General features: G+C 73.4%; 13 protein-coding genes. 8 read left to right on the top strand and 5 right to left on the bottom strand.

What is annotated here, in order from left to right; genetic code table 11:
* Positions 1-120 precede the first annotated feature (120 nt).
* The 3 genes from ACFZCP_RS10380 (at position 121) to ACFZCP_RS10370 (ending at position 3,209) form a co-directional block, all read left to right on the top strand.
* Positions 121-681, top strand: a complete 561-nt coding sequence (locus tag ACFZCP_RS10380; protein WP_391425878.1) for a PDZ domain-containing protein — start codon at positions 121-123, stop codon at positions 679-681.
* A 360-nt stretch (positions 682-1,041) separates the two neighbouring features.
* Complete coding sequence (locus ACFZCP_RS10375; protein WP_391425876.1) at positions 1,042-2,202, top strand: M24 family metallopeptidase; 1,161 nt, start codon at positions 1,042-1,044, stop codon at positions 2,200-2,202.
* Between the two features lie 53 nt (positions 2,203-2,255).
* Positions 2,256-3,209 (top strand): phosphotransferase, encoded by a 954-nt coding sequence (locus ACFZCP_RS10370; RefSeq protein ID WP_391425875.1) that lies wholly within the window; start codon positions 2,256-2,258, stop codon positions 3,207-3,209.
* Between the two features lie 175 nt (positions 3,210-3,384).
* Here ACFZCP_RS10370 and treZ read toward each other — a convergent pair whose 3' ends face one another.
* Entirely contained in the window at positions 3,385-5,130 is a 1,746-nt protein-coding gene (gene treZ / locus ACFZCP_RS10365; RefSeq protein WP_391425873.1) for a malto-oligosyltrehalose trehalohydrolase, read from the bottom strand.
* A gap of 174 nt (positions 5,131-5,304) precedes the next feature.
* Between treZ and ACFZCP_RS10360 the strand changes: the two genes are divergently transcribed.
* Positions 5,305-5,880 carry a DUF1707 and FHA domain-containing protein gene (locus ACFZCP_RS10360; RefSeq protein ID WP_362684655.1) on the top strand — a complete coding sequence of 192 codons (576 nt, stop codon included), beginning with the start codon at positions 5,305-5,307 and terminating at the stop codon, positions 5,878-5,880.
* A gap of 80 nt (positions 5,881-5,960) precedes the next feature.
* Positions 5,961-6,401, top strand: coding sequence for an SSI family serine proteinase inhibitor (locus ACFZCP_RS10355; protein ID WP_391425872.1), 441 nt, complete (start codon positions 5,961-5,963; stop codon positions 6,399-6,401).
* Positions 6,402-6,481: 80 nt separating this feature from the next.
* Here ACFZCP_RS10355 and ACFZCP_RS10350 read toward each other — a convergent pair whose 3' ends face one another.
* The gene (locus tag ACFZCP_RS10350; protein ID WP_391425870.1) at positions 6,482-7,732 is read right to left on the bottom strand and encodes a M14 family zinc carboxypeptidase; all 1,251 of its coding nucleotides are present in this window, start codon (positions 7,730-7,732) and stop codon (positions 6,482-6,484) included.
* Between the two features lie 133 nt (positions 7,733-7,865).
* Complete coding sequence (locus ACFZCP_RS10345) at positions 7,866-9,413, bottom strand: FAD-dependent oxidoreductase (RefSeq protein ID WP_391426203.1); 1,548 nt, start codon at positions 9,411-9,413, stop codon at positions 7,866-7,868.
* A gap of 93 nt (positions 9,414-9,506) precedes the next feature.
* Here ACFZCP_RS10345 and ACFZCP_RS10340 point away from each other — a divergent pair, with 93 nt between their 5' ends.
* Positions 9,507-10,451 (top strand): LysR substrate-binding domain-containing protein, encoded by a 945-nt coding sequence (locus tag ACFZCP_RS10340; protein ID WP_391425868.1) that lies wholly within the window; start codon positions 9,507-9,509, stop codon positions 10,449-10,451.
* Between the two features lie 15 nt (positions 10,452-10,466).
* Here the strand turns inward: ACFZCP_RS10340 and treY are convergent, their stop codons facing one another.
* Both treY and glgX read right to left on the bottom strand, forming a co-directional pair.
* The gene (treY, locus tag ACFZCP_RS10335; RefSeq protein ID WP_391425866.1) at positions 10,467-12,836 is read right to left on the bottom strand and encodes a malto-oligosyltrehalose synthase; all 2,370 of its coding nucleotides are present in this window, start codon (positions 12,834-12,836) and stop codon (positions 10,467-10,469) included.
* A gap of 183 nt (positions 12,837-13,019) precedes the next feature.
* Positions 13,020-15,128, bottom strand: a complete 2,109-nt coding sequence (gene glgX / locus ACFZCP_RS10330) for a glycogen debranching protein GlgX (RefSeq protein ID WP_391425864.1) — start codon at positions 15,126-15,128, stop codon at positions 13,020-13,022.
* Between the two features lie 197 nt (positions 15,129-15,325).
* Here glgX and ACFZCP_RS10325 point away from each other — a divergent pair, with 197 nt between their 5' ends.
* Positions 15,326-16,138 (top strand): Tat pathway signal sequence domain protein, encoded by an 813-nt coding sequence (locus ACFZCP_RS10325; RefSeq protein ID WP_391425862.1) that lies wholly within the window; start codon positions 15,326-15,328, stop codon positions 16,136-16,138.
* 57 nt (positions 16,139-16,195) lie between these two features.
* The gene (locus ACFZCP_RS10320) at positions 16,196-17,524 is read left to right on the top strand and encodes a copper amine oxidase (RefSeq protein ID WP_391425860.1); all 1,329 of its coding nucleotides are present in this window, start codon (positions 16,196-16,198) and stop codon (positions 17,522-17,524) included.
* Positions 17,525-17,533 lie beyond the last annotated feature (9 nt).

Raw genomic sequence — 17,533 nt, 5'->3', positions numbered from 1 at the left:
CTCCTGGGCGGGGCAGGAAGGCCATGACTACCCTTCGGCACTCCCCGGCCAGTCTCACTCGTTCGTGTCTCGTCGCGGCCCGGCGTCAGGGGTAGAGCACCAGCCGGAGGCGAGAGAACCATGGAACAGACTGCGTTGCGTCCCAAGCCGATGCCCGGTCAGGAGGGGCGGGAGGGCGACTCGTCCGGGCCCGCCCGGCAGCCGCATGCCCCGCGCCGGCGCGGCAGGCGGCTCAGGACCCTGTTGCTCGGGGTGGTCATCGGCACCGCCCTGGTGCTCTGCGGGGTCGGCATCGGCACGGTCGGCGCCACGGTGATCGGCATGAGCAGGCTGGCCGAGCTGCGTCACCGGATCCCGCCGGACTCCTCGGCCAGGCCCGGGCCCTCGGCGTCCCCGAGTCCGGCCGAGGTCCGTACCGGCGCCACCCTGGGCGTGGAGGCCGTCGACGCCGGCAAGCCGGGTGCCCTGGTGGTGGGCGTCCATGTGCCCGGCCCCGGCTACACGGCCGGTCTGGTCCGCGGCGACGTCCTGCTGCAGTTCGGCACCCTCCGCGTCGACACGGCAGCCGACCTCGTCCGAGCCGTCGCCCACGCCCGCCCCGGCACGGCGGTGACGCTCACCGTGCGCCACGCCGGAGGCGGCTACCAGCAGCTGACGGTCGTTCCGGGAGTGGTGACCTGACCCTGGCCCAGATCGCGGCCCCGGCCTTGATCCTGATTCCGCCCCCGGCCCCGCCCTGATCCCGGCCCCGCCCTGATCCCGACCCCCGCCCTGATCCCGGCCCTGGCCCGACCCGGGGCCGATGTGAGGTGCTCGTGTCCCGGGCCGGTCCCGCGTGTCCGGACACGTCCCGAAACCCGCTGGTCGCGCCGCGCCCCACGCGCCATGATGGCCCCATGTCGCGCACCCGTCCGCGCACCCGTCCGCGCACCGTGCCCCCGGTACCGCGCGATCGGCTCGCGCCGCCCTGCCCGGCCGGGCAGGATGCTGCCCGGGACCGCTTCGCACGCCCCGCCACCTCGATCGCGCTCGGAGGTCCGGATGACCGGTAGCACGCCCGCGCCCTTCACCGCCGACGACTACAGGGCCCGCATGGAACGCGCCGCGCGCTCCGCCGCCGACGCCGGCCTCGCGGGACTGCTCGTGGCGCCCGGACCCGACATGGTGTGGCTGACCGGCTACACGCCCACCGCGGTCACCGAACGGCTCACCGTGCTGGTGCTCACCCCTGGCCACGACCCCGTGCTGGTCGTGCCCACCCTGGAGGCTCCGGACGCCGAGCACGCGACCGGCGCGAGTGGGCTCACCCTGCACGACTGGACCGACGGCAAGGACCCCTACGCCGTCACCGCCGCCCTCCTCGGCGGCCGAGGGCTCCCCCACGGCCCCAAAGGGGCGGAAGGTGCCCCCATCGGCATCAGCGACAACACCTGGGCGATGCACCTGCTGGGCCTGCAGCGCACCCTTCCCGGGACCTCCTACGCCTCCCTCACCGACGCCCTGCCCATGCTGCGGGCCGTCAAGGACGCGGCCGAACTGGATCTTCTGGCAGCCGCGGGGGCGGCCGCGGACCGGGCGTTCGAGGAGATCCGGAAGGTCCCCTTCGCCGGCCGCCGCGAGTCCGACGTCGGCCACGACCTCGCCGACCTGCTGCGCCGCTTCGGCCACTCCCAGGTCGACTTCACTATCGTCGGCTCGGGCCCCAACGGCGCCAACCCGCACCACGAGGTCGGCGACCGTGTCATCCAGGACGGCGACATGGTCGTCCTCGACTTCGGCGGCCTCAAGGACGGCTACGGCTCCGACACCACCCGCACAGTCCACGTCGGCGAGCCGACCGAGGAGGAGCGCACGGTCCACGACATCGTGCGCGCCGCCCAGGAGGAGGGCTTCAGGGCCGTGCGGCCGGGTGTCGCCTGCCAGGAGGTCGACCGCGCCGCCCGCGCGGTCATCACCGACGCCGGCTACGGCGCCTGCTTCATCCACCGCACCGGGCACGGCATCGGCGTCACCACGCACGAGCCGCCGTACATGATCGAGGGCGAGGAGCAGCCTCTCGTACCCGGCATGTGCTTCTCCGTGGAGCCGGGCATCTATCTGCCCGGCCGCTTCGGGGTGCGCATCGAGGACATCGTCACGGTGACCGAGGACGGCGGCCGCCGGTTCAACAACACCACCCGCGAGATGGTCATAGTGGGCTGAGAGGTCCAAGAGACACACCCAGACGACATCCCGGAACGGCGACGACGCGACCCATGACCCAGGCACCGACACCCACCGCGGACACCGTCCGCAGACTGGTCCGTTCGCTGCTCAAGGAGGGCGGGGAGAGCAGCGGGAAGGGCACCGGCACCGAGGGACCCGACGTGCGGCCCGTCGGGGAGGGCCACGAGTACACCTGGTGGGTCGGCACCCGCCATGTGCTGCGGCTCGCCCCCGACCGCGACGCCTCCGTCCGCCGTCGCCGCGAACTGCGCCTGCGCGACCTGGTCCGTCCGCAGGTGCCCGTCGCCGTCCCCACCAGCGTCGCCCACGGCGACTGGGCACCCGGACTCGCCTACACCCTCGACACCTTGGTGCCCGGCGGCACCGCCGACCAGCACGACGTCTCCGCCGTCGGCGAGGCCGACCTCGCCGGGCTGCTCAGCGGGCTGCGCACGGTGCCCGCACGGCAGTGCGAGACGCTCGGCGTGCCCCGCACCGCTCCGCGCTCCCTGGAGGCGCTGCGCCGCATGGCCGTGCACGCGGCCGAACGGCTCGCCGCTGCCGACGAGTTCGACGCCGCCCGTCTTCACCAGCTCACCGCGCCCAGCGCCGCCCAGCTCGCCGCGCAGCCCGGGACCGCCGTCCTCACCCACCACGGCCTCACCGGCGAGCACGTGGTGGTCAGTGCCGACGGGCGGGTCCGGGGCATCCTCGACTGGACCGAGGCGGCCCTCGGCGACCCCGCCGAGGACATCGCGGGGCTCGCCGTCGCCGTGGGCTCCCCGGCGGCCGTCCGCGCCGCCACCCTCGCCGGTTACGGCGCCCGCCCCTGTCTGCGTGGCCTGTGGCTCGCCCGTTGCGACACCGTCATCCGCCTCACGGACCGTCTCGACGGCCGCGCACCGGGCGACCTGCCGCTGCTGAGAACCCGGCTGCGGCGCACCTGGGAGCCGATCCTGCTGGAGCGGGTGACCGAGTTCAAGGACGACGAGACCGAGCCCTAGGACCTGCCCCGACCCCTCGCCCCAGGACCGCCCCGACCTCCCTGTCGCTCCTCCCCACTCGCCCCGCCCTTCTCCGCCCCGCTCCACCCCACCTTGATCCGCCCCGCGACGCGGACCGGCCGCGGGAACCGGCCGCAGGGACCGGCCGCGGGAACCGGCCGCAGGGGCCGGTCGGTCAGGGCTGCACCAGCACCACGCACGACTCTCCGGGCACCTGGAGCAGTCCGTCGGGGCCCGGCGCCGCGACCGGCTCCCATGCCGCCAGGACCTCGGCCGGGCGGGTGCCCAGCGGAATCGCCACCGGTTCCGTGCCGAGGTTCACCGCCACCCGGACGTCCCCGCGCCGGAACGCCAGCCAGCGGGCCTCCTCGTCGTAGGCCACCTTCGTGTCGGCGAGGTCAGGATCGGTGAGGTCCGGCTGGTCCCGGCGCAGCGCGATCAGCTGCCGGTACCAGGCCAGCACGCGCGCGTGGGGCTCGCGTTCCGGCTCCGCCCAGTCGAGGCAGGACCGCTCCCGGGTCGCCGGGTCCTGCGGGTCCGGTACGTCCTTCTCGGCCCAACCGTGCTGCGCGAACTCCCGCCGCCTGCCCTGCCGTACCGCCTCGGCCAGTTCCGGATCCGTGTGATCGGTGAAGAACTGCCAGGGCGTACCCGCCGCCCATTCCTCGCCCATGAACAGCATCGGTGTGAACGGCGCGGTCAGCGTCAGCGTGGCCGCGCAGGCCAGCAGACCGGGGGAGAGCAGGGCCGAAAGACGGTCCCCCTGCGCGCGGTTGCCGACCTGGTCGTGGGTCTGGCTGTAGCCCAGCAGCCGGTGCGCGGCCACCTGTCCCCGGTCCAGCGGCCTGCCGTGGCCGCGGCCCCGGAAGGCCGAGTGCGTGCCGTCGTGGAAGTAGCCGCCGGTGAGCGTCTTGGCGAGCGCGGCGAAGGGTGCGCGCGCGAAGTCGGCGTAGTAGCCCTGGGACTCGCCGGTCAGTGCGGTGTGCAGGGCGTGATGGAAGTCGTCGTTCCACTGGGCGTGCACCCCGAGGCCGTTCTCGGCGCGCGGGGTGATGATCCGCGGGTCGTTCAGGTCGGACTCGGCGAGCAGGAACAGCGGGCGGCCCAGCTCGCCCGCGAGGCCGTCGACGGCCTCCGACAGCTCCTCCAGGAAGTGGCGGGCGCGTGTGTCGTGCAGCGCGTGCACCGCGTCCAGGCGCAGCCCGTCGACACGGTAGTCCCGCAGCCACGCCAGCGCGCTGCCCAGGAAGTACGCGCGCACCTCGTCCGAGCCGGGCGCGTCGAGGTTCACCGCCGCGCCCCACGGCGTGTGGTGCGTGTCCGTGAAGTACGGCCCGAACTGCGGAAGATGGTTGCCCGACGGGCCCAGGTGGTTGTGCACGACGTCCAGCACGACACCCAGGCCCAGTTCGTGCGCCCGGTCCACGAACCGCTTCAGCGCCTCGGGCCCGCCGTACGGCTCGTGCACCGCCCACGGCGACACCCCCTCGTAGCCCCACCCGTGCCGCCCCGGGAACGGACAGAGCGGCATCAACTCCACGTGGCTGACGCCCAGTTCGGCCAGGTGCTCCAGACGTGCGGCGGCAGCGTCCAGGGTGCCCTCGCGGGTGCAGGTGCCCACGTGCAGCTCGTAGAGCACCGCACCCGGCAGCTCGCGCCCCTCCCACGCGGAGCGCCACGCGTACCGCCCGTGGTCGACGACGGCGCTCAGCCCCTCCGGGCCGTCCGGCTGGCGGCGTGATCGCGGGTCGGGCAGCACGGGCCCGTCGTCCAGCGCGAATCCGTAGCGCGAGCCGTCCTGCGCCCCGGCCTCCCCCGTCCACCAGCCGGTACGCTCCGGATCCCTCTCCAACGCGCACGTGGCGCCGTCGCAATGGAGCGTCACACGGTCTGCCTGCGGTGCCCACACCTCGAACTGCACGGACGGTTCCCCTTCGTCTGCTCACCGTGATGTAGCGCTTCCATCGTGCCGCGAAAGAGATCAATCCGCTTTCGAATACTCCCTTTCCCGGAAGGTGTCGCGGAAGTGCACGCACCTTGCAACCGTTTCCCCCGATTCTGGACACCGGGGGTTCACTGCCCGACAATCACCAGCGTGACGTCGTCTTTCGAGTTCCCCACGTACCCCGCGCGGCTGTCCGACGCGGAGCGCGACAAGGCGCTTCAGGTGCTGCGTGACGGCGTCGCCATGGGCCGGCTGTCGCACGACACGTTCGTGCGCCGCATGGAACTCGCGCTCGCCGCGCGCCGCTCCGACGAGCTTGCCGCCCTCACCGCCGACCTGCCCCGCGAGAACCGCTTCTCGCGCGCGGTCCTCGGCACCGTGGAGGCCGTCTCCGGCTTCACCGTACGGCTGCGCCGGGCCTGGCAGGCCGAGCGGCTGCCCAAGCTGCTGCTGCCGCACCCGGCGGGCGGCCATCCGCTGCGCATAGGCCGCGACCCGGCGAACGGGCTGCGCCTGAACCACGAGACCGTCTCGCGGGTCCATGCCGAGCTGCGCCGGCAGGGCGGCATGTGGATCCTCAGGGATCTCGGCTCGACCAACGGCACCACGGTCAACGGCCGCCGGGTGGTCGGCGCCGTGGTGGTGAACGAGGGCGACCAGGTCGCCTTCGGGCGGATCGCCTTCCGGCTCGCGGCGCACGGGGACACCCTCCCGCATTCGAACTGACGCGCTACCGCGTGTCCGTACGGTCCCGTTCGGGTGAGTCGGGCTGGGGAACGCGGGCCGCCGTGCCGATGGATTCGGGCATGACGTACATCACCCGAGCGACAGCGGCCGCCGGCGCCCTGCTGGCCTGTGCCGGTTTCCTCGCCGCGGGCCCGGCCCAGGCGGCACCCCGCAGCACGTTCCCCCTTGCCGACAACTGGCTCTACCTCTCCGTCGCCCGCGGCGAGACCGGGCCCGGCGACGCGCACGAAAAGCTGCTGCTGTGCGACCCGGTGCCCCTGGGGTTCGCCCGTGCGGCCGAGGCCTGTGCCGAACTCGAAGCGGCGGGCGGCGACATCGCGCGCATCCCGCACACGAAGGTCTTCTGCCCCATGATCTTCGCCCCCGTGACGGTGCACGCCCACGGGCAGTGGAACGGGCGGCCCGTCGACTACCAGGAGACCTACTCCAGCAAGTGCGTCATGGACGCACGGACGGGATCCGTGTTCGCCCTGGAGCGGGGCCCGGCTCCAGGGAGGTGAACGAGGCGCGGGCGGTACGGGGCCTCACACCGCCGGTTTCCGGTACGGGGTCTCGTACCGCCGGTTTCCGGTACGGGGCCTCATACCGCCTGTTCCCGGGCCTGCTGGGCCGCGACCAGCACCGTGCGGGACTGGTGCTCCACCTGGTGCTCCAGCGGCACCCAGCGGGCGTTGAAACGCTCCGCGAAGGCCTCGCACCAGGAGGCGACGAGCTGCTCCAGCCGCGGCGCCGCCCGGTCGTCCGTCTCCCGCAGCACCCGCAGCAGCATCGCGGCCGCCCGCAGGGGCAGCCGCCGTCCGAAGGCGTCCACGCTGCCGACGTACGCCATCGTCGTGCCGGCCGGCGGGGTGTGGGTCCAGTCCCGCGCGAGGCCCGGTATCAGCTCCAGGGCCCACTGCGAGGCCCGCAGCAGCGGCCCGTCCGAGCCCTCCAGCCGGGGCAGCGCCTCGGCGAGCACCCGCTCCACCTCCCGCGAGTCCTGCAGCAGCCGCCGCGCCAGCCGGTGCATCGCCGCCGTCGGTGCCGGGTGCGGCGCCGGATCGTCCACCAGGTCGCTGGCCCACATCGGGACCTCCACGACGGCCGTCAGACCGCCGTAGCGGTGCGTGTGGTACCAGGTGCTGTGCCGGGCGTCGTCCGGCATGCTCGGGTACGCGACGCCCGTCTCCGGGCCCGGCATCACATGCACCCCGGGCCCGGAGGCCGGCCAGCCCGCGGCGTCCGAGGCACCCGCCTCCACCGGGATGTGCAGCTGCGCGGCGGACTTGGCGAACGGCTCGGCAAGGCCCGGCACGTCCTTCGTCAGCTGCACCCAGCTGCCGCCCAGATCGGTGCCGTGCAGCGTCACCTGCAGGTAGGGGCGCAGTTCGTCGATCACCCCGGTCAGGGTCCGGGTCTCGGGCGGCAGCCGGTCCGGCGGCAGCACCGCGGGCGACCACTCGGGCTGCTCCGCGCCCGTCGGCCGGTAGAAGCCGAGGTGGTAGTCGAGCAGGCTGCGCGGCGCCGGGGTCACGTGCAGGCTCGCGCCGTCCGGGTCCGCGCAGAGCAGGAAGTGCCATGAGGTGCCGGCCCGCAGCTCCCGCTCGGCCAGCACGCGTTCGGCCAGTACCCGGAGGGTGGAGCCGCCCGTCGGTTCGTTGGCGTGGGCGCCCGCGACGACCAGTACCGCGCGCCGCGCATGTCCCACGGACAGCAGATGCAGGGGCCGGCCGGCCCGCGAGACGCCCACCTGTCTGAGCGCACACAGCCCGGGCTCCTCGGCGGCCAACGCCCGTGCGGAGGCGACAAGTTCGGGAACGCTGGGGTAGCGCAGCTCCGGCAGGAGACTCACCCCCGACTTGTCCGCCCGGCTTCGCCCTCCAAGTGCCGCACGGCGTGGGTGAACTGTCAAGCAGTCGGCGGCGGAGGCTCCAGGGGGCGCCCGACGCATTCCGGGGGCCCGTCCGGGCACCGTGCTCCGGGTCTCACTGCTGGTGCAGGCCGCGCCCCGCGAGCGTCAGGAACACTTCACCCACCGCCTCCGACAGCGTCGGGTGGGCGTGCACGTGCCGGGCCACGTCCGAGGGCTGGGCGTCCCAGCCGACGATCAGCTGGCTCTCGGCGATCATCTCCGACACATGGGGGCCCACCAGATGCACGCCGAGCACCTGCCCGCCGCCGGCCTCGGCGACGACCTTCACCATGCCGCCCTGCCCGTGCACCATCCCCTTGGCGACGGCGGTCAGCGGCATCGTGTTGACGTCGACCTCGTGGCCACGCGCGCGTGCCTCCGCCTCGCCGAGCCCCACGGACGCGGTCTGCGGCGAGGAGTACGTCACCCGGGGCACCGCCGCGTGGTCCACGGGCGCGGATGCCAGCCCCGCCAGCGTCTCGGCCACCAGCAGGCCCTCCGCGAACGAGGCGTGCGCGAGGCCGGGCGAGGGCGGCGGCAGCAGGTCGCCCACGACGTGGATCCCGGGTACGGCCGTCTCCAGCCGGTTCCAGTCCTGCGGTACGACGAACCCCCGCTCGTCCGTCGTCAGACCGGCGGCGGCCAGGCCCAGGCCCTCGGTGACCGGGGTCCGGCCGACGGCCACCAGCAGCCGCTCCGTCTGCACCCTGCGCACTTCCCCGCGCGCGGTGCGCACACGGGCGCGTACGCCGTCCTCCACCACCTCCGCGTCCAGCAGCCGCGCGCCCGCCTGTACGTCGATGCCGCGCTTCTTCAGACCCCGCGTCAGATGACGGCTCACATCGGCGTCCTCCAGCGGCACGATCCGGTCGGCGGCCTCCACCAGCGTGACCTCCGCCCCCATCGAGCGGTGGAAGGAGGCGTACTCCACGCCGATCGCGCCGCCGCCCAGCACCAGCACGGAGGCGGGCAGCGAGCGGGCGAACAGTGCGTCGTCGCTGGTCACCACGCGATGGCCGTCCGGTGTGAGTCCCGGGAGCGTGCGCGGCCGCGAGCCGGTCGCCAGGACGATGCCCCGGCGTGCGGTGAAGTCGTGCACGCCGGCTGCCGGACCGCCGATCACGCCGTGTGCCGGACCGTCGACCACGCCGGGTGCGGAACCGGGGGCCACGCCGGGCGCGGAACCGTGGACCACGCCCGGCGCCGGACCGCCGTCCGTGCCGGCCACGGGACTCTCGCGCACGCCGTCCACGCGCACCGTGCGCGTTCCGGTCAGCCGCGCGCTGCCCCGCACCACCCGGACACCCGCGTGCGCCAGATGCGCCTCCACCCCCTGGTGATTGCGCGCCACGATCCCGTCCCGCGCGGCCACCAGCGCGGGCCAGTCCACGGACTCCAGCGTGGCCTTCACGCCCCAGCGCTCACGGGCCTCGGCGATGCCGTCGACGAGTTCGGCGGCGTGCAGCATGGCCTTGCTCGGGATGCACCCCCGGTGCAGGCAGGTCCCGCCGACCTTGTCGCGTTCGACGAGCACCACGCCGAGTCCGAGGGCGGCGGCGCGCAGGGCGGTGCTGTACCCGCCCGTGCCGCCGCCGATGACGATGACGTCCGAAGTGTTCATGCTCATGGCCCCACCCTCCGCCCGCCCCTTGCCATGAGTCCAAGGCAATGTTTGTGTGGAATCCATGCCGGATCTTCATGGGAGGGGGCGGAGTTGAGCCTGCGGCAGATGGAGTACTTCCTGACGGTCGTCGAGGAGGCGTCCTTCACGCGCGCGGCAGAGGCCCTGCACGTCACCCAGCCCGCGCTCTCGCACCAGATCAAGGCCCTGGAGAAGGCGGTGGGCGGCGCCCTGCTGGAGCGCCTGCCGCGCGGAGTGCGCCTCACGCCGATGGGCCGCGCCTACCTGCCGCACGCCGAACTCGCCGTCCGCAGTGCCGCCCGGGCCCGCCGCGCGGCCCGCGCCGCCGCCGGAGCGGAGGGCGGCGAGCTGCACATCGCCGCCCTCCACTCCATCGCCGTGGGCGCTCTCCCGGACGTCTTCGCCCGCTGGCGCGAGGCCCACCCCCAGGTCCTGCTGCGGCTGCACGAGTACGCCACCTCCGACGCCCTGGAGGAGGCGGTGCAGCGCGGCACGGCCGACCTCGCCGTCGGCCCGGAGCCCGCCGGCCGGCCCGGCACCGTCGTACCGGTCGGCGAGGAGGAGGTCGTCCTCGTCGTGCCGTTCGACGACCGGCTCGCGGGCCGTACGACGGTGACGCTGCCGGAACTCGCCGAGCGCGCCTGGATCCGCTGCGCCATGGAACCCGTCGTCCACGGCGAGCGCTTCCTGGACTGGGCGTGCGGGCAGGCCGGGTTCCGCCCCCGGACCGCCGTGTGGACCGAGCACACCTCGACGGCCGTACGCATGGCCGCCGCGGGCGTCGGGATATGCGTGGCGCCCGCCCACGTCGTGCGGGGAGCCGTCGGCGAGGACTGCGTGGTCCTCACTCCCGACCCGGCCTGGAAGCGCACCCTGACGGTCTACGCGCGCGTGCCGCCGGCCGGGGCCGCCGCGGCCTTCGTGGACCTGCTGCGCGCAGCCTGGCCCTCGGCGCGGCCGGGCGGCGGCGCCCGGGCGCAGGACGGGTGCGGCCCGGTCGCCCGCCGGGCCCGCTGAGCGGGCGGCGGCCCCTCAGTCCTGACCGGCCCGTTCCAGCAGCGCCACGGGCAGCCGCTCGAAGAGGTCCGCCGTGCGCGCGTGCCCGGTGAACTCCCGCCCCGGGGTCAGCACGTCCGCCCACCGCCCCGGCGGCAGCTCCAGCCGTGTCTCCCGCCAGCCGCCCGACTCCGCCAGCCGCAGGGACAGCCGGGTCACGGCCGTGACCACCTCGCCCGAGCGCGTGAACGCCGCACAGTGGTCCGCCGCCGGCCCCTCGGCGGCGAGCGGGGCGTAGGCCGCCGAGGCGCCGAAGGCGGCGGGCCGGCGGGCGCGCAGCCGCAGCGCGGCCGCCGTCAGCGCGTCCTTCTCGCCGGGTGTCCCGGGAGGGAACTCCACCGGCCGCCGGTTGTCCGGGTCCACCAGCGCCCGGTACTCGCCCTCGGTGCCCTGGTACACGTCCGGCACGCCCGGCATCGTCAGATGGACCAGCGCGGTGCCGAGGACGTTCGCCTGGATGTGCGGCTCCAGCGCCTTGCGGAAGGCGGCCACGCGCTCCCCGGGAGGCCCGCAGGGCCCGGCCGTGACGAACGCCGCCACCGCCTCCTCGTACGGCGGCTCCTGTTCCGTCCAGCTCGTGTACATGCCCGCCTCGCGCACATGCTTGAGCAGCGCCTCGCGGACCCGTTCGTCCGGGGCCGGTCCGAGCCCGAACACCGTCTGCCAGGCCGCCCAGGCCAGCTGCCCGTCCGGTGCGCCCTCCTCGGGCAGGGCCACCTCGGCGAGCAGCTGCGCCCAGCGGTCCGGGCACTCGGTGAGCACGGCCAGCGCCGCCCGCACGTCGGCGCTGCGCTTGGTGTCGTGGGTGGAGACGACCGTGCCGGTGAGCGGCCAGTCGCGCTGCACGCGCGCGCAGTACGCGTGGAAGTCCTCCGGGGCCACGCCGGGACTGCCCGGGTCGCCGCCCACCTCGGTCGCCGCCAGCAGGGGCACATAACGGTAGAACGCGGTGTCCTCCACGGACTTGGCGCGCAGCGCCGAGGCGGTCTGTGCGAACCGCGTGCGGAAGTCGGCCCGGGCGGCGTGGTCCGGTGCCGACGGGTCCCCGGGCGCCTCGACCAGCAGCCGGCGCACGATGTCGACGGCCTCGGCCTCCTCGGGCACCACGAAGGCCAGCCGGGCCTCCTCGGCGGCCTCCTCGGTCAGGACGGCGCAGGCGTCGCCCGAGGCGTAGGGCCGGTAGACGCGCAGCCGCACCAGCAGCTCCTCCACGGCGGTGCGCAGCGCCCACGGGGCCCGGTCGCGCAGCGCGGGGTCCGGCGCGTCGGCGCACAGCCGGGCGGCCACCCGGGTGAGCCGGTCGGTCTCGGCGGCCAGCTCGTGCGTGAGCACCTTGTAGGCGGCCCGCCGCACCGTCGCCTCCCAGTTGCCGCCCCGGTCCGTCTGCGGCGTGGCGAACGCCCGGTAGCGTCCGACCAGTTCGTACGCCCCGTCGCTGTCCGTGAAGAGGCCGTCGACGTGGCGCAGGGCGTCGTACCCCGTGGTGCCCGCGACGGGCCAGGAGGCCGGCAGCCGCTCGCCGTCGGCGAGGATCTTCTCCACGACCGTCCAGCGTCCGCCGCTCGCCCCGTGCAGCCGCGCCAGGTAGCCGTCGGGGTCCGCGAGCCCGTCGGGATGGTCGATCCGCAGGCCGTCGACCACCCCCTCCGCCAGCAGCTGGAGGATCTTGGCGTGGGTGGCCCCGAACACCTCGGGGTCTTCCACCCGCACCCCGATCAGCTCCGAGATGCTGAAGAAGCGCCGGTAGTTCAGCTCGGTGCGGGCGAGCCGCCACCACACCGGGCGGTACCACTGGGCGTCGAGCAGCCGGGGCAGCTCCAGGTCCTCGGTGCCGGCGCGGAGCGGGAAGACGTGGTCGTGGTAGCGCAGGACGTCCCCGTCGACCACGAGCCGGTCCAGTTCCGCGCCGACCGGACCGCCGAGCACGGGCAGCAGCACACGCCCGCCCTGCGCCTCCCAGTCGATGTCGAACCAGCGTGCGTACGGCGATCCGGGCCCCTCGCGCAGCACCTCCCACAGCGCGTGGTTGTGCCGGGGTGCCATGGCCATGTGGTTCGGCACGATGTCCACCACCAGGCCCAGGCCGTGCTCCCGGGCGGTGTGCGCCAGCGCGCGCAGCCCCTCCTCGCCGCCCAGTTCCTCGCGCACGCGCGCGTGGTCGACGACGTCGTAGCCGTGCGCGGAGCCCGGCACGGCCTCCAGGACGGGGGACAGGTGCAGGTGCGAGACGCCGAGCGACGCCAGGTACGGTACGGCCGCGGCGGCCGCGGCGAACGGGAACGCGGGCTGGAGCTGCAGCCGGTAGGTGGCCGTGGGCACCGCCGGTCCGGGTCGCACAGAGGTCATGGAGACCTAAGTACCCAGCCCGCCGTCCTTCGTGTCATCGACTCCGGCACGGACCCCCGCATGCGCACCTTGTCCCGCGGCCCGTCCGGCGGCGCACCCCGGACGGGCCGGACAGGTCCTCCACGCGCGCGCGAAGGACGATCAGACCCGCACGAGTGGCCCGGGCGGGGCCGCCGGGAGGCGTCAGGCCGGCCGCTGCAGCACCGTCAGACTGCGGTCCGGAAGGGTGATGCGGTCACCGGCCGCGACCTTCGCCCCCGTCCCCGGCGCGACCCCCTCCGGTCGGCCCGTGTCGACGACCACCTGCCACTGCCGGCCGTGGTCGACCGGCACCAGGAAGTCCAGCGGCCGGGGCGAGGCGTTCACCATGAGCAGGAACGAGTCGTCGGCGATCCGCTCCCCGCGCGGACCGGGTTCGGAGATCGCGTTGCCGTTCAGGAACACGGTCAGGGCGGACGCCTGCGCCGAGTCCCAGTCCCGCTGGGTCATCTCGCCGCCCTCGGGCGTGAACCAGGCGATGTCGGACAGCTCGTCGTGGGTGCCCTCCACCGGCCGCCCGTGGAAGAAGCGCCGCCGGCGCAGGACCGGATGGTCGCGGCGCAGCCAGACCATCGCCCGGACGAACTCCAGCAGCTCGCCGCCGTCCTCGGGCCAGTCCACCCAGGACACCTCGTTGTCCTGGCAGTAGGCGTTGTTGTTGCCGCGCTGGGTGCGGGCGAACTCGTCGCCGTGGCTGAGCATCGGCACGCCCTGGGACAGCATCAGCGTGGCGACGAAGTTCCGCATCTGGCGGGCGCGCAGTGCGAGCACGCCCGGGTCGTCGCTCTCGCCCTCCGCACCGCAGTTCCAGGACCGGTTGTGGCCCTCTCCGTCCCGGTTGTCCTCGCCGTTGGCCCCGTTGTGCTTCTCGTTGTACGACACGAGGTCGTGCAGGGTGAAGCCGTCGTGGCAGGTGACGAAGTTGATGGAGGCGAGCGGGCGGCGCCCGTCGTCCTGGTAGAGGTCGGAGGAGCCGGTCAGCCGGGACGCGAACTCCGCGAGCGCCCGCGGCTCGCCCCGCCACAGGTCCCGCACCGTGTCCCGGTACTTGCCGTTCCACTCGGTCCACAGCGGCGGGAAGTTGCCCACCTGGTAGCCGCCCTCGCCCACGTCCCACGGCTCGGCGATCAGCTTCACCTGGGAGACCACCGGATCCTGCTGCACCAGGTCGAAGAACGACGACAGCCGGTCCACCTCGTGGAACTGCCGGGCCAGCGTCGCCGCGAGGTCGAAGCGGAAGCCGTCGACGTGCATCTCGGTCACCCAGTACCGCAGCGAGTCCATGATCAGCTGGAGGACGTGCGGGGACCGCATCAGCAGCGAGTTCCCGGTGCCCGTGGTGTCCGTGTAGTAGCGGGGGTCGTCCGCGAGACGGTAGTACGAGGCGTTGTCGATGCCCTTGAAGGACAGCGTCGGACCCAGATGGTTGCCCTCGGCGGTGTGGTTGTAGACGACGTCGAGGATGACCTCGATCCCGGCCTCGTGCAGCGCCCGGACCGCCGACTTGAACTCCAGCACCTGCTGGCCGCGGTCGCCCCAGGAGGCGTACGCGTTGTGCGGGGCGAAGAAGCCGACCGTGTTGTAGCCCCAGTAGTTGTTCAGGCCCATGTCGACCAGCCGGTGGTCGTTGACGAACTGGTGGACGGGCATCAGCTCCAGCGCCGTCACGCCCAGCTCGGTCAGGTGCTGGACGACCGCGGGGTGCGCGAGCGCCGCGTAGGTGCCGCGCAGCTCCTCCGGGAGGCCGGGGTGGCGCATGGTCAGGCCCTTCACATGGGCCTCGTAGATCACCGTGTGGTGGTACCCGGTGCGCGGGGGCCGGTCGTCGCCCCAGTCGAAGTACGGGTTGATCACCACCGACGTCATGGTGTGCGGCGCCGAGTCCAGGTCGTTGCGCCGGTCGGGGGCCCCGAAGTGGTAGCCGTACACCTCCTCGCCCCAGCGGACGCTGCCGCTGATCGCCTTCGCGTACGGGTCGAGCAGCAGCTTCGCGGAGTTGCAGCGCAGCCCGCGCTCGGGGGCGTACGGGCCGTGCACCCGGAAGCCGTACCGCTGTCCCGGCATCACGCCCGGCAGGTACGCGTGTCGCACGAACGCGTCGCTCTCGCGCAGTTCCACCGCCGTCTCCGAGCCGTCGTCGTGCAGCAGACACAGCTCTACTCGGTCCGCGGCCTCCGTGAAGACCGCGAAGTTGGTTCCGGCGCCGTCGTAGGTGGCGCCGAGCGGATACGCCTCTCCAGGCCAGACCTGCATGGACACGACTCTTCCAGGTGTGCCGCCCCGCCGGGGCCGCTCTCGGCCTCGAGTCTGCCCGAAAGTGATGCAACCTCCTGTGACTTACGCCCCTCTTACCGGCCGACCAGAGCGCACGGCGACTCGACCACCCGCCGTGTGCCGAACCAGTGGGGCAACACGTACTCCCGGGGATGTTGGGGGAGTAGGGGGAAGATGTGCGCGAGATAGTGCACCGCCATCTGGGCAAGGTGGTGGCCGGTGCGGCCCTGGCGGTCGCCGGAACCGCCGTGATGATCGGGATCACCCTGCCGGGCACGGCCGGGGCGGACGAATCGGGAGGAGCGAGCGGCGGCGCGCAGGCCGCACAGCAAGGGGGGCAGGGGCCGGACGCGGTCCGGCCGGGCGTGGTGCAGCAGGCGCCGGCCGAGGGGAAGACGGGCACGGGCCGCGACCCGCTGACCGACGACGAGATGCGGCGCGTCGAGAAGATCGCCCTGAACAAACAGCTGCTGACCTCGGGCGAGAACGTCGACGGGGACCGCGGTCCGCAGCGACTGAGCGTCGACCTCGCCGACCCCGAGGCGAACGAGCTGGACGACCCGGACGCGCCGCGCCGGGCGGAGGTGACCTTCTACGACTACAAGAGCGACACGCTCGTCACCAAGACGGTCAACCTGGAGACCGGCAAGGTCGAGCGGACCGGCAGTCAGCACGGCGTCCAGCCGCCGCTGAGCCGTGACGAGAACGCCGAGGCGGCCGCTCTGCTGATCGCCGACCCGCTGGGGGCGGGCCTCAAGGCGGACTACAAGGACGCCACCGGCCACGAGCTGACCTCCGCGGACCAGCTGCTGCTCAACGGCGCCGTCTACCGGGCCACCCCGGGCGGGCAGCCCGCCGTGCTCGACAAGTGCGGCGAACACCGCTGTGTGCGGCTGTTCCCGAAGGTCAAGAACGGCCCGTGGATCGACGCCCGGTGGCTGATCGTCGACCTGAGCGCCCGCAAGGTCGCCGAGCTCGGCCGCCACTGAGTCCCGGCAGTCGTTCACTTTTCCAACTTGCATCTCCTGCAGGGGAGTCACGTCTTCATGCGCAAAGACAGAATCACCCGTGCCCGCACGCGGGCGGCCGTCGGCCTGACCGTCGCGGCACTGGCCGCGGGCGTCACGGCCGGCGCCGGACCGGCCGTGGCCCGGCCCGGGACCGCCCCGGCCGCCCGCGCCGCTGCCGCCGACTGCAGCGCCGCCTACCGGATCGAGCAGAAACTCGCCACCGGCACCACCTGGCGGATGTGCTGGCGCTACGACAGCAAGGCCGGGCTCGTCCTGGAGAACGTCTCCTACCAGCCCAAGGGCGAGCCGAAGCCGATCAAGGTCCTCAACAGCGCCCGTCTCGCCCAGATCGACGTGCCCTACGACAACGGCAGCGTCGAGTACGACGACCTGACCGGGTTCGGCTTCGCCCAGGGACTGGTGGACCTGGCGCCGGGCGAGTGCCCGGGCGGCACGATCAAGACCGTCCGGGTCCCGGAGGCCTGGGACCCGCAGCACCAGGACGTCAAGGGCCTGTGCACGACCACCCGTTCGCGCGGCCACGCCTACCGCATGCAGGGGGACAGCGCGAACAAGGTCTTCCAGACCCAGGGCAAGGACCTGCTCGTCTACACGGTCAACAAGGTCGGCTGGTACGAGTACATGACCGAGTGGCGCTTCCAGGACGACGGCACCGTCAACATGAACGTCGGCGCCACCGGCAGCCTCTCCTACGACGACTACGACGCCGGCGACGGCCGCGGCTGGCCGATCGGCAAGGGCGCCAAGGCCTACGCCACCAGCCACAGCCACAACGTCTTCTGGCGCCTGGACTTCGGCCTCGACGGCTCCTCCAGGACCAAGGTCGAGCAGTACGACTCCGCCGTCACCGCCCCGGCCCGCGGCCAGCAGGCACCCACCAACAAGACCACCCGCACCAAGGTCACCAAGGAACTCGCGGGCGACGCCAAGACCTACCGCTGGTGGCGGGTGGTCAGCGAGACCGGCAAGAACAAGGACGGGCACGCGCGTTCGTACGAGATCGTGCCCGGCCCCACCACGAGGTACCCGGGCCGCAGCTTCACGAAGCACGACGTGTACTTCACCGAGTACAACCCGTGCGAGCAGTTCGCCAGCAACAACCCCGGCGCCTGCCCGGCCGGAGCGGGCAAGTCCGTCGACACGTGGGTCAACGGCCAGACGCTCACTCACCCGGTGATCTGGATGAACGTCGGCTTCCACCACATCGCGCGCGACGAGGACCAGCAGCCCATGCCGATCCACTGGCAGGGCTTCGCCATCGCGCCGAGGGACGTCACCGCTATGAATCCCCTCACTCCGGACGCCCTGTCATGGCAGAACGGCCACTGGCGCCCGCGTAGTTGAGAAACCGAC

Source organism: Streptomyces sp. NPDC007971 (genome assembly GCF_042958635.1).
Lineage (GTDB): Bacteria > Actinomycetota > Actinomycetes > Streptomycetales > Streptomycetaceae > Streptomyces.
The sequence above is the reverse complement of the archived record's forward strand: the minus strand, read 5'-3'. Positions and strand labels throughout refer to the sequence as shown.